Source organism: Rhodococcus sp. NPDC057014 (assembly GCF_042673295.1).
Lineage (GTDB): Bacteria > Actinomycetota > Actinomycetes > Mycobacteriales > Mycobacteriaceae > Rhodococcus_F.
The window spans coordinates 1-11,525 of sequence record NZ_JBHUSF010000296.1 but is presented as its reverse complement, the minus strand read 5'-3'; the positions used below and the strand labels follow the sequence as shown (position 1 = coordinate 11,525).

The window sequence follows — 11,525 nt, the reverse complement described above, 5'->3', positions numbered from 1 at the left end:
CACGCTTTGCCACTCACGTGCTCAGACGACGAGGGACGGTTCCGCGAGCTCGCGGTCGACGGCCAGCGTCTCGTACGCCGCCGCGATGCCGTCGACACCCCGGCGCAACTCGTCGGACGTCCGCGCGTACGGGAGCCGGACGAACCGCTCGAACGCGCCCTCCACCCCGAACCGCGGTCCCGCCGCCAGCAGCACCCCGAAGTTGGGGGCCGTCGCCGCCAGCGCCGTCGAGACCGGCGCGGGCATCCGCAGCCACAGCGACATCCCTCCCGAACCGATGGTCGGGATCCAGTCAGGGAGGCGGTCGGCGAGCGCGTCGAGCATCGCGCCCCGCTGTTCCCGCAGCTCCGCACGGCGACGCGCGAGCACGAGGTCGTCGTCGGAGAGCAGATGCGCCGCAGCGAGCTGGTCCATCACCGGGGTCCCCAGATCGACCGCCGCCCGCGCCCCGGCGAGCCGGGTGATCAGCGCCGGATCCGCCCGGATCCAGCCGACGCGCAGCCCACCCCAGAACGACTTGGCCGCCGACCCGATCGTCACGACCTCCGACTTCGCCGCTCCCTTGCCGTACGCCGCGACCGGCCCCGGTGACGGCTCGTCGAGCCAGAGGTCGACCATCGTCTCGTCCACCACCAGCGTCATGCGGGTGTCGCGCGCAATCCGCGCCAGCTCCGCGCGCCCGGACGCGTCCAGGCACAGCCCGGTGGGGTTGTGAAAGTCCGGAATCAGGTACGCCATCCGGGCCGCGGTCTGCCGGGCCGCGCTGCGGATTCCGTCGAGATCCCACGCCCCGGACGCACCACCCTCCGGCCGCACGGGAACGGGGACCGGACGCGCACCGACCCTGCGGATCGCCTCCAGCGCGTTGGGGTACGTGGGGTGATCGACCAGCACCCGCTCCCCCGGCGCGGTCAGCACGTTGAGGAGCAGCCGCAGCGCGTGCTGGGCGCCGGACGTGACCATGATCTGCTCGGGCGAGGTCTCCAGTCCCCGCGCCCGGTAGCGGGCCGCGATCACGTCCCGCAACGCGCCGATCCCCACCGGCTCCATCCCGTGGGTCGGAAGGAACTGCGGAAGAGATTGCAGCGCATAGGCGTAGGCCTGCTCGACCGCCTCGGCGGGCGCGGCCATCGCGGCGTAACTGAGGTCGATCACCGCACTGTCGGCGCCGGGTTGGTGCGCCCGGAACATCAGCCCGTTCTGCCGCGCCCCGAGCGGCAGTGCGACCGTGCTGCGCGACCCCTGCCTGCTGATGAGATACCCCTCGTCCCGGAGCACCGAATACGACGACGTGATCGTGGTCCGGCTCAACTCCAGCACCGACGCCAGTTCGCGTTCGCTCGGCAACGCGACACCCAGCGGGATGCGGCCGTCGTGCACGAGCAGGCGGATACTCTCGGCCAGTGCCCGGTAGGCGGGTCGCGCCGCCGAGCGGCGGCCACTGTCGTCCTGCCAGTTGCCGAGGTCCCTGGCCAGGGAGCGTGCTCCGAGTACACGAGTCATCATGCAGTCCAGTATCACCCCCTTGGCTATTCAACTCCAAGCCAGTTCTCGCGAAGCTCGGATCCATGGCGACACTGATCACGCTCCTGTGCATGACTCTCCTGGCCGCGGCGGTCGCGCATTATGGCCCCAAAGAAGGAGGTAAAGGCATCTTTCGTCTGGAGCAATTCCGGATCGGCGCCCCTCTCGGTGGCATCTTCCCCGACCGGCCGAGCAGTCCAGAAGATCCAGACTGGCATGATCCGAGGCCTCGACGCTCCGGCGACCGCGACCGCTGATCGAACTTCCGCCGACCGCGGTTGACGGACGGGATGTGTCGGAGGTCGGAGGCATACTGGGTTGGTGACCACAGGAATCGCCCTGTTCGACACCGCCCTCGGCACCTGCGCCATCGCGTGGCGGGCCGCTGGGATCGTGGGTGTGCAATTGCCCGAAGGTTCACCCGAATCCACGCGGCAGCGTCTCGAACACTGTTTCCCGGACGCTGTGGAGCACCAACCTCCTGCACCCATCCAGCGGGCCGTCGACGGAATACGTGAACATCTCGGCGGCGCACTCGACGATCTACGGTGGATCGACCTCGACTTCGAGGGGGTCCCGGAATTCGACTGCCACGTATACGACATCACCCGCGCGATCGACCCGGGCACCACACTCACCTACGGCGACATCGCGGCCGAACTCGGCAAGCCGGGCGCCGCACAGGCCGTCGGTCAGGCACTCGGCCGCAACCCGCTGCCGCTCGTGATCCCCTGCCATCGCGTCCTCGCAGCGGGCGGGCAGGTCGGCGGCTTCTCCGCCGGGGGCGGCACACTCACCAAACGCGAACTGCTGGCCCTCGAGCACACTCCGGGTTTCGACGACCCGGTGCTGTTCTGACCGCCTGCGCGTCGCCGACGAGGTCTCGTGCCATCGCGCTCGCCGCCGCCATCCGGTCGCCGTCGGGCACCCGAAGCGTCCGGACGACCCGCCGTTCCACCGTGCTCATTCCGGCACATCCCAGCACGAACGCCTGCCCGCCGGCGACGATCGCCCGCTCCACCGCGTGGACGAACGCGTCCACCGTCGACCTCGGGTCGCCCTCGAACACCCAGACACCGAGATCCGTCGCCACCACCGCCACACACCTGCCGGCGTCCGACGGGGCGCACCCGAACGCCTCGAGAACGGCGGCCGCTGCGTGGAAGCTGTCGTACCACCCGTTCGCGAGCGTCCGGGTGCTCGCCTCGACAGTCCTGATCATCGGCTCGAATGTATCTCGGATCGCCGAATGGCGCATCGGTTCAATTCACCTGAACCGATGTCACATTCGGCGACGCACGAGCGAGCGGACTACCGCACCACGTCGCGGCGGACGATGGTCTCGTCGCGGCCGGGACCGACGCCGATGCAGGAGATGTACGCACCCGACAGCTCTTCCAGCCGCAGGACGTAATTCTGCGCGTTCTTCGGAAGCTCCTCGAACGTCCGAGCGTGGGAGATGTCTTCCCACCAGCCGGGCATTTCCTCGTAGATCGGCTTCGCGTGGTGAACGTCGGTCTGCGACATGGGCATCTCGTCGTACCGCACGCCGTCGACGTCGTAGCCGACGCAGATCGGGATGGTGTCGAGGCTGCTGAGCACGTCGAGCTTGGTGAGGAAGTAGTCGGTGATGCCGTTGACACGCGTTGCGTAGCGGGCGATCACGGCGTCGAACCATCCGGTGCGCCGGGCACGGCCGGTGGTGACACCCACCTCGCCGCCGGTCTTGGCGAGGTATTCGCCGTTCTGGTCGAAGAGTTCGGTCGGGAACGGACCCGAACCGACGCGGGTGGTGTACGCCTTAAGGATGCCCAGCACCGTGGTGATCTTGGTGGGTCCGATGCCCGAACCGACCGCTGCGCCACCGGACGTCGGGTTGGACGACGTCACGTACGGGTAGGTGCCGTGGTCGACGTCGAGGAGCGTGCCCTGCGAACCCTCCAGCAGCACCGTCTCGCCGCGCTCGAGGGCCTCGTTGAGCTGCAGGCGCGTGTCCGCGATGCGGTGCTTGAAACCGTCGGCCTGCTCGAGCACCTCGTCGACGACCTGCTGCGGGTCGAGGGCCTTGCGGTTGTAGATCTTGACGAGCACCTGGTTCTTGAACTCGAGTGCCGCCTCCACCTTCTGGGTGAGGATCTTCTCGTCGAGCACGTCCTGCACGCGGACGCCGACACGCGCGAGTTTGTCCTGGTAGCACGGCCCGATGCCGCGGCCGGTGGTGCCGATCTTCTTGGCCCCGAGGAAGCGCTCGGTGACCTTGTCGATGGCAACGTGGTACGGCATGATCAGGTGCGCATCGGCCGAGAGCAGCAGGCGGCTGGTGTCCACGCCCCGCTCGTCGAGTCCGGCGAGTTCGGTGAGCAGCACTCCCGGGTCCACCACGACACCGTTGCCGATGACGTTCGTGACTCCCGGAGTGAGGATTCCGGACGGGATGAGATGCAGTGCGAACTTGTCGCCGTTCGGAAGTACCACTGTGTGTCCGGCGTTGTTACCGCCCTGGTAGCGCACCACCCACTGCAGGCGTCCGCCCAGTAGATCGGTAGCTTTGCCCTTGCCCTCGTCGCCCCACTGGGCGCCGATCAGGACGATTGCCGGCATGACGTTGTCTCCTACGGTCGACGTACAGTCGTATCCGACTGCGTGGTCCTGCCGTTCGTAGGCAGTGGCCGGGGGAACAGTCTAGCCGAGGGTGCGGAGAACAGACCCCACAGTACGGCCGGGGAGGCCAACTCGGGCGTGCCACTAGGATGATCCGAAAGGGAAGCTGCGGAAATCGCGGCGGGACATCCGGGCGAGGAGTGGCGTTGACCCCCGTAGTGCTCATTTGCGGCGACGCGCCGCTTCCCCTACCTCTGGGCTCCATTTCCGCCTCGAGCGCACCCGCTGTTCCGGACAAGGACGACTTCGACGAGGTCTTCTCCAAGCTCCAGGTGGTCGCGGATCCGCGACTGATCGTGGTGGGCAGCGACGCCGCCCTCGCCGCCACCCTGACCCGGCTGATGCGCACCGAGCGGCTGCACATCGAACTCGCCTACGTCGCGGAGCACCGTTCGGAGGCGACGGAGGCCTACCACCTGTCCGCAGGCGCTCGCGGCGCGCGCACCGCGCTGAAGGGGACGGCCAAACCGGTCCCCCTCATCCGCGACGACGCGGGGATCGCGCTCGTCGGATCCGCCACCGTCACGGGCCCGGACGGCGGCCTACTCGTCGGCGAGGCCTACGTCGACGACACCCGGTTGTTCTCGGGGACGACGACGAACATGAACGTCACCCCGACCCCACGGATGCCCGGCCTGCGCGCGTCGGTCGAGCCTCGCAGGCGCTGGCTGCCGCGCCGCTGGGTCGAGGGTCGCGCCGTGCAGTTGGGGTCGCCCGCCGCGGCCCTCACCCGCGACGGCGTGCCGAACCCCCGCGACGTCAAGCGTTCGACGTTCTACCGTCACGACCAAGAGTGGCTGCTGGTGCGATGAATCTGCCCGGGGCGCGGACCACCGCTGTCCGTCCCAGTCCGGTCTTCCTGCTCGTCGTCGCGGTCGCGGTCGCCGGCGGAGTCCTCGCCTGGCGTGCCGAGCGGGAATCGGTCCTCGGCCACGTCGGGGTGTTCCTGCTGGTGGTCGCGGGATGGGTGGTGACGCTCTGCCTGCACGAATTCGCGCACGCGTACACGGCGTGGCGCCACGGCGACACCGACGTCGAGGTGCGCGGCTACCTCACGCTCAACCCGGCGAAGTACAGCCACCCGCTGCTGTCGATCGGCCTGCCGGTGCTGTTCATCGCGCTCGGCGGGATCGGGTTGCCCGGCGGCGCGGTGTACCTGCGCACCGGGCTGTTTCCGCCGAAGGTGCAGGCACGGGTGTCCCTCGCCGGACCTGCCGTGAATCTGGTGTCGGCGATCGTCCTCCTCGCGGTGATTCGCTGGTTCGGGCTCGGCGGGGACCACCTGGTGTTCTGGACGGGCCTGAGCTTTCTCGCATTCCTGCAGGTGATGGCGACCGTCCTCAACCTCCTGCCGGTCCCCGGACTCGACGGATACGCCGCACTCGCGCCGTTCCTGCCGCCCCGCACCCGCCGGTCCGTCGACCAGTTCACACCGTACGGGCTGCTGATCCTCGTGGCGCTGCTGTTCGTGCCGTCGATCAACGTGGTGTTCTTCGACGTCATCTACCGGCTGTTCGAACTGTCCGGGGTGCCGGAGAGCTACGCGCAGTACGGCAACTATCTGATGCGTTTCTGGCTCTGACCCGTGAGTACTTGTTAACCGCCGGCGGTTGAGAAGTACTCACGACTCGGGTGACCGTCAGCCGTTCCGGCGGGTGATCGACTCTCCCACCGCACGCAGCGACTGCCTCAGCGACTGCGGCTCGAGCACCTCGACGCCCCCGCCGAGAACGGTCAGCTGGTCGAGGGCCACGTCCTCGGCCTCGAGCAGCAGGTCGACGGTGACCCAGCCATCGTCGTCGGGCGGGCCGGGTTCGACGCGAGCGGCCTCCACCCCGACCACCCGGGGCAGCCGGCGCCACGCCGCGGGCGAGAGCCGCACCCGGCACCGGAATCGCAGGAGGGCACGGTCGAATTCGGCCACCGACGCCGTCCACCACGCGCCCAGATCGAAGGCGTCGGGCCGCACCGCGGGCTGCTTCAGCACGGTCGCATCACTGATCCGCGACACGCGGTACGACAGCGTCCGTCCCCGATGTTGCGCGACGAGATACCAGACGCCGGCCTTCGCCACCAACCCCAGAGGGTCGAGTGTTCTTGCCGCCGAACGGTTCCCCTTGCGGTAACGAATACCCAGACGCCACCCCTCGAGCACCGCGGACGCGACTATCGGGAGATCACCGTTGTCGCGTGGCCCGTCGAACCAGCCGGGAGCGTCGACGTAGAGCCGGTCCCGCCACAGCTGCGCCCCGGCCCGCAGCGGAACCGGCAACGCCCCCAGCAACTTCGACTGCGCCGCGGCGGTGACGTCGCGCAGACCGAGATCCTCGGCGATCGACGGGACCCCGAGCAACATCAGCGCGGACGTCTCCTCCCCCGTCATGCCGCCGAGTTTCGACTGCCAGCCGTCCAGTAGCCGGATCCCGCCGCCGGGTCCGCTTTCCGTCCACAACGGCACCCCCGCCGCCGACAACGCCGTGACGTCGCGATACACGGTGCGCACCGACACGCCCAGTTCGTCCGCGAGTTGCTGTGCGGTGGCCCCGCGACTGCCCTCCAGACGGAGCATCACCTCGACCAGCCGACTCGAACGCATCTCCCGAGTCTAGGGAAAATCCCTGACAGTAGTTGTCAGGGATAGGGGCGCACACTGGTCGGCATGACCAACTGGGCACAGTTCGAGACAGAAGCACCCGACCTCGCCAAGGCCGTCGCCGCGCGCTTCGAGGCGCACAAGCACCACGTGCTGGCGACACTCCGCAAGGACGGTTCGCCGCGGGTGAGCGGCACCGAGGTCGAGTTCCACGACGGCGCGTTGCTGCTCGGTTCGATGGTCGGCGCACGCAAAGTGCAGGACCTGCAACGCGATCCGCGGTACTCCCTCCACAGCAACCCCGGTCACCACACGATGGAGGGCGGCGACGCCAAGATCAGCGGCCGCGCCCGGGAAATCCTCGGGGAGCGGAAACAGCAGATCGTCGACCGCTACCCCGACGAGATCTCCGAGGCGGACGTCTTCGAACTCGACCTCGACGAGGTGGTGCACACCACCGTCGACGGCGAGCACCTGTACGTCGACCTGTGGCGGCCGGGTGCCGGCGTCACCCGGTTCACCAAGTGACGGTCACTGCGTGACGGCGAACCCGAAGCCGAGGGGGCAGGTTGCAGCGCCGCTCTTTGAAGGACCGTCCGGATCGTAGGTTCCGCCAGGGATCAGATGGGCGGTCAAGCCGGGCAGATCCTTCTCGGCACCCTCACCGTTCGTGAGCGGCCCCGACGTGCCGAGCGTCGGCGCCTGGCCACCGAAGTTGAGGTACGTCACCTGAGCATCGGTCGTGGCGTCCTTTGGTCCCTCGAACTCCCACTCGACCTCGTTGCCTTCCTTCTCGACGCCCAGCGTCGCGGCAGGCTTACAGTTCGCCAGCGGATCGGGCATGAACGGTGCGGCGGATGCGGCGGCAGGTGCTGCGAAGAGGGCGGCCGCACCGAGTGCGGCAATGGCGACGGGTCGTGCGAACGCTGCGAGAGTGGACATGGTGTTCCCTTCCGTGAGTCGTCCCACCACGATTTCCCGCCGCGATACCGGACGAAACAGACAGGGTCTACCAGGTGACGTTCTCGGCGCAGTGGCGTCCGTTGGCGGTGGACTCGACCTGCACGGTCGCGTGCGAGAGGTGGTGGCTCTCGAGGACGGTCCGCGCCGCCTCGAGGACGGCCGACGAGTCGGCGTCGGTGGTGAGGTGGACGGTGGCCACGTCCATTCCCGTGGTGAGCGTCCACACGTGCAGGTCGTGCACGCCGGTGACCCCGGGGAGCGCCTCGAGGTCCGCCTGCACCGATTCGACGTCGACGTCCTCGGGTGAGGCCTGGGTGAGGATGCGCAGTGACGCGGCGGCGAGTTTCATCGCCCGCGGCACCACCCACAGCGAGATGAGGACACCGACGATGATGTCGGCGTAACTCCAGCCGAACACCAGTACGACGCCGCCGGCGATGAGCACACCGACACTGCCGACGGCGTCCGCGAGCACTTCGAGGTAGGCGCCGCGGACGGCCAGGCTGTCCTTGGAATCGGCGCGCAGCATCAGCATCACCACGAGGTTCGCGGCGAGACCGACGGATGCGGTGAGGATCAGCGCCATGCCGGGAAGTTCGGGGGCGTCGCCGATGCGGGAGATGGCCTCGTAGAACACCCAGATCGCGACGGCGAGCAGCATCGCGGCGTTGGCCATGGCCGTGAGTACTTCGGCGCGGTGCCAGCCGAAGGTCCGGGCCGCGGTGGCACTGCCCTTGCGGGCGAGGAGGAGTGCGACGAGCCCCATCGACATTCCGACGACGTCGGTCAGCATGTGCCCGGCGTCGGCGAGCAGCGCCAGCGAGTTGACGGTCAGACCGACGACGACCTCGAGGACCAGGAACGCGAGAAGGATGACGAGAGCGATGACCATGCGTCGGATCCGCCCCCGCGACGGGCCCACCTTACCGGCCCCGTGCGCGGGGCCGTGCGAATGTCCGTGACCGACTCCCATGGGTGAGCCTCCTCCCGAGTTGTGCCGATCATATGCGTACATGCGCATATGATCAACAGTGTGCTCGGGCGGTCAGAGTTCGGGACGATACGCCGGTTTCTCCACCGTCGGCGGCAGCGTCGCGATCGCCGAGATCCGCTTCAGCCCTGCGACCTGCAGAAGATCGACGGTCAGCGACCGGATCTGCGCGAAGACGACCGTCGCCGACAGGCCCGCGTTCTCCACCAGTTCCGGCTTCAATCCGGACGCCACCGACCGCAGCACCCGCGCCGCCTCGGCCTGGTCGGGCTGCTGACCGGGATCCGCGAGCGCCATCAGCCGAAGAGTTTCCAACGCGTGGGCGAGCTTCTCCACCTGGTCGACGAGCCGGGGGTTGAGGATCTCGTCGTCCCGCACCAGCGTGAGCGACCGCCGCGCGAGAACCCGGATGTTGCGCAGCGCGTTGTCGAGTGGGTCCGCGGCCGCGGTGAGTCGGTCGAGCCTGCCACGGGTGTTCCAGTACAGCGGCGAGATGCGACTGATCTCGCGACCGCCCGCAAGGTGCGTCCGCAGCGTGTCGATGGACGCCTGCGTGGCCCGCGCCTTCTGCAGCGCCTCCTCGATGGGTTTGTCGTCGTTGGCCACCAACCCGTCGGCCACCAACTGCATCACCTCGGACGCCGTCCCGAGGACGTTCGCGGCGTACTTGCGCGCTCGTCCCACCGGGTGCGTGGGAATCAGCGCGACGACGGCGATCCCCACCAGACCACCCGTCAGGGCGTCCACCATGCGGTTGATTCCCGCGGCGCCACCGGGCGGCAGCAGCGTCGCCACGAGCACCGCGGAGTTGCCCGCCTGCATCGAGAAGATCGGTCCGCTGTTCAGCAGCACCGCCGCGGACATCGCCAGCAGGACGACGAGCGTGATCTGCCAGGTGCCGCTCCCGATGACGGAGACGATGAGATCGCCGACCCCGATCCCGATCGTGACACCGGCCACCAACTCGACGGAACGACGCAGGCGGGCGCCCAGCGACAACCCGAGCGACACCACCGCGGCGATGGGGGCGAAGAACGGCGTCGTGTGACCGATCACCACCGTCGCCACCCACCACGCGGCACCGGCCGCGACCGCGCACTGCAGGATGGGCAGCGCCGACACCCGCAACCGGCGGACCGAGGTCGTCAGCCCGTCCCGGCCACGGACTTTCGCCGTGCTGAGGGCGTTAACCGACGCCAAGCGCTTCGGCGGCTCGGGGATCGCAGTCCTCGAGCAGGTCGAGGCACCGCGCGTACTCGTCCGTTTCGCCGATCGCCTTCGCCGCCTTCGCCAGGACGGCGACGCAGCGCAGGAAACCGCGGTTGGGTTCGTGGCCGTAGGGAACCGGGCCGAAACCCTTCCAGCCGTTGCGACGCAACTGGTCCAGGCCACGGTGGTACCCGGTGCGCGCGTACGCGTACGCCGCGATGGTCTGGTCGGCGTCGAGGGCGGCCTCGGCCAGGTAGGCCCATGCGATGGAAGCGGTGGGATGGGCGGCTGCGACGGAAGCCGGATCCTCGTGGTTCAACAGGGCCGACTCGGCCTCGTCGTCCCCGGGAAGCAACGTGGGCTGTGGTCCGAGAAGGTCACCGAAAGACGTCATGCGCCTATTGTGCCCCCGCCGCGGCACCGTCACTGAGTCGGCCCGCGTGCGCGACGCGCCCTGTCGCGGTCTCCGATGACTCGCGATGTCGTTAGGCTGCCTCCAACGTTCATTTTTCTGCAGACCGAGGGGCAGCGCGTGCAGGACCCGAAGAAAGACGATTCGACTCCGAAGCCGGCGACGGACGCACCGTCCGGCCCGGCTGCGGCAGACACCACCGCCGCCAAGGCCGACGCGGCCGCGAAGCCTGCGAAGATCTCGCAGCCCGCACCCGAGACAAAGCCCGCGCCGGAGGCAAAGCCCGCGCCCGAGCCGAAGCCTCCACAGAAGAAGGCCCCCGAGAACGCAGCGGAGAAGCCCGCCGAGCCGCAGTCCGAACTGCCCAAGCCCCCGGTGCCTCGCCCACGCGCGGAGACGTCCGAGGCGCCCACCACCGCGATCCCGAAGACGCCGAACCCGCAGGGCCAGGCGAAGGCGACGTCCGGCGACGAGACGGTCGCGATCCCGGTGACGAGGCCGGCCGTCCCGTCGACACCGCCGCCGCCGCGGCCCGTGCCCCAGGGAAACCGGCCTCAGCAGCCACAGAATGGGCGGCCCGTTCCCCCGCCGCCCGCTCCCCCGCGCCCGGCGGCCACACCCCCGAAGGCCGCTCCGCAGCGGGTCCTGCCGCCGCAGCAGAGCGCACCGCAGCGCGTCGCCGCGGCCGAGAAGCCCGCGAAGAAGCACGGCAAGGCGTGGCTGTTCGCCGCGATCGCCGCCGGCGTCATCGTCGTCGTCGCCATCGCGGTCGCCGGGATCGTGGTCTACAACAACAACCAGGCCGAGAACTCACCCGAAGCCCAGGTGCAAGGGACGATCGACACGTTCGTCGCGGCTCTCACCCAGGGTGACCTCGCGACGCTCCGCACCAGCACCTGCGGCAGCCTCGCCGAGTACTACCAGGGCATTTCCGATCAGGATTTCGCCGAGGTCCACCAGGTCGCCGTGACGCAGCAGAACATTCCGGTGGTCGGCGGCGTCGACGCCGTGCAGATCACCGGCGACACGGCCATCGCGCAGGTGAAGGCCCACACGGCGGCCAACCCGGGCGAGCAGTCGTGGCGCACGTTCAACCTCGAGAAGGTCGACGGCACCTGGAAGATCTGCGATCCCAGGTAACACGACTGTGCGCCTTTCCGGTAGCTACAGCT

The 11,525-nt window shown here is 68.9% G+C and carries 14 protein-coding genes; 6 read left to right on the top strand and 8 right to left on the bottom strand.

The annotated features are described in order from the left end of the window. Positions 1-21 precede the first annotated feature (21 nt). Entirely contained in the window at positions 22-1,506 is a 1,485-nt protein-coding gene (locus ACFTZB_RS36345) for a PLP-dependent aminotransferase family protein (protein WP_378439313.1), read from the bottom strand. A 62-nt stretch (positions 1,507-1,568) separates the two neighbouring features. On the opposite strand from ACFTZB_RS36345, the gene ACFTZB_RS36340 reads away from it, so the two are divergent. Together ACFTZB_RS36340 and ACFTZB_RS36335 are read left to right on the top strand one after the other, a co-directional pair. After that, positions 1,569-1,781: a hypothetical protein gene (locus tag ACFTZB_RS36340; RefSeq protein ID WP_378439311.1), complete on the top strand. Its 213-nt coding sequence runs from the start codon at positions 1,569-1,571 to the stop codon at positions 1,779-1,781. Positions 1,782-1,845: 64 nt separating this feature from the next. Further along, positions 1,846-2,382, top strand: a complete 537-nt coding sequence (locus tag ACFTZB_RS36335; RefSeq protein WP_378439309.1) for a methylated-DNA--[protein]-cysteine S-methyltransferase — start codon at positions 1,846-1,848, stop codon at positions 2,380-2,382. Here the strand turns inward: ACFTZB_RS36335 and ACFTZB_RS36330 are convergent. Both ACFTZB_RS36330 and ACFTZB_RS36325 read right to left on the bottom strand, forming a co-directional pair. Continuing rightward, positions 2,318-2,746 (bottom strand): racemase, encoded by a 429-nt coding sequence (locus ACFTZB_RS36330; protein WP_378439307.1) that lies wholly within the window; start codon positions 2,744-2,746, stop codon positions 2,318-2,320. The two genes, ACFTZB_RS36335 and ACFTZB_RS36330, sit on opposite strands and share 65 nt — an antisense overlap. Before the next feature lie 89 nt (positions 2,747-2,835). Continuing rightward, entirely contained in the window at positions 2,836-4,125 is a 1,290-nt protein-coding gene (locus tag ACFTZB_RS36325; protein WP_005260012.1) for an adenylosuccinate synthase, read from the bottom strand. 218 nt (positions 4,126-4,343) lie between these two features. Between ACFTZB_RS36325 and ACFTZB_RS36320 the strand changes: the two genes are divergently transcribed. Further along, positions 4,344-4,997 carry a hypothetical protein gene (locus ACFTZB_RS36320; RefSeq protein ID WP_378439317.1) on the top strand — a complete coding sequence of 218 codons (654 nt, stop codon included), beginning with the start codon at positions 4,344-4,346 and terminating at the stop codon, positions 4,995-4,997. After that, the gene (locus ACFTZB_RS36315; RefSeq protein WP_378439304.1) at positions 4,994-5,767 is read left to right on the top strand and encodes a site-2 protease family protein; all 774 of its coding nucleotides are present in this window, start codon (positions 4,994-4,996) and stop codon (positions 5,765-5,767) included. The genes ACFTZB_RS36320 and ACFTZB_RS36315 overlap by 4 nt, the downstream gene beginning before the upstream one ends. Positions 5,768-5,824: 57 nt before the next feature. Here the strand turns inward: ACFTZB_RS36315 and ACFTZB_RS36310 are convergent, their stop codons facing one another. Next, complete coding sequence (locus ACFTZB_RS36310) at positions 5,825-6,781, bottom strand: helix-turn-helix transcriptional regulator (protein ID WP_378439302.1); 957 nt, start codon at positions 6,779-6,781, stop codon at positions 5,825-5,827. Between the two features lie 63 nt (positions 6,782-6,844). On the opposite strand from ACFTZB_RS36310, the gene ACFTZB_RS36305 reads away from it, so the two are divergent. Next, entirely contained in the window at positions 6,845-7,306 is a 462-nt protein-coding gene (locus ACFTZB_RS36305; protein ID WP_378439300.1) for a pyridoxamine 5'-phosphate oxidase family protein, read from the top strand. Positions 7,307-7,309: 3 nt separating this feature from the next. On the opposite strand, the gene ACFTZB_RS36300 is transcribed toward ACFTZB_RS36305, so the two are convergent. The 4 genes from ACFTZB_RS36300 to ACFTZB_RS36285 all read right to left on the bottom strand — a co-directional run bounded on the left by ACFTZB_RS36300 (position 7,310) and on the right by ACFTZB_RS36285 (position 10,335). Further along, on the bottom strand, positions 7,310-7,720 hold the full coding sequence (locus tag ACFTZB_RS36300) for a hypothetical protein (RefSeq protein ID WP_378439298.1): 411 nt from the start codon (positions 7,718-7,720) through the stop codon (positions 7,310-7,312). Between the two features lie 67 nt (positions 7,721-7,787). Then, positions 7,788-8,714, bottom strand: a complete 927-nt coding sequence (locus ACFTZB_RS36295) for a cation diffusion facilitator family transporter (protein ID WP_378439296.1) — start codon at positions 8,712-8,714, stop codon at positions 7,788-7,790. Positions 8,715-8,786: 72 nt separating this feature from the next. Next, on the bottom strand, positions 8,787-9,854 hold the full coding sequence (locus ACFTZB_RS36290) for an aromatic acid exporter family protein (RefSeq protein WP_378439315.1): 1,068 nt from the start codon (positions 9,852-9,854) through the stop codon (positions 8,787-8,789). Positions 9,855-9,918: 64 nt separating this feature from the next. Further along, positions 9,919-10,335, bottom strand: coding sequence for a DUF3151 domain-containing protein (locus ACFTZB_RS36285; RefSeq protein WP_378439294.1), 417 nt, complete (start codon positions 10,333-10,335; stop codon positions 9,919-9,921). Between the two features lie 138 nt (positions 10,336-10,473). Between ACFTZB_RS36285 and ACFTZB_RS36280 the strand changes: the two genes are divergently transcribed. Next, complete coding sequence (locus ACFTZB_RS36280) at positions 10,474-11,493, top strand: transcriptional regulator (protein ID WP_378439292.1); 1,020 nt, start codon at positions 10,474-10,476, stop codon at positions 11,491-11,493. Positions 11,494-11,525 lie beyond the last annotated feature (32 nt).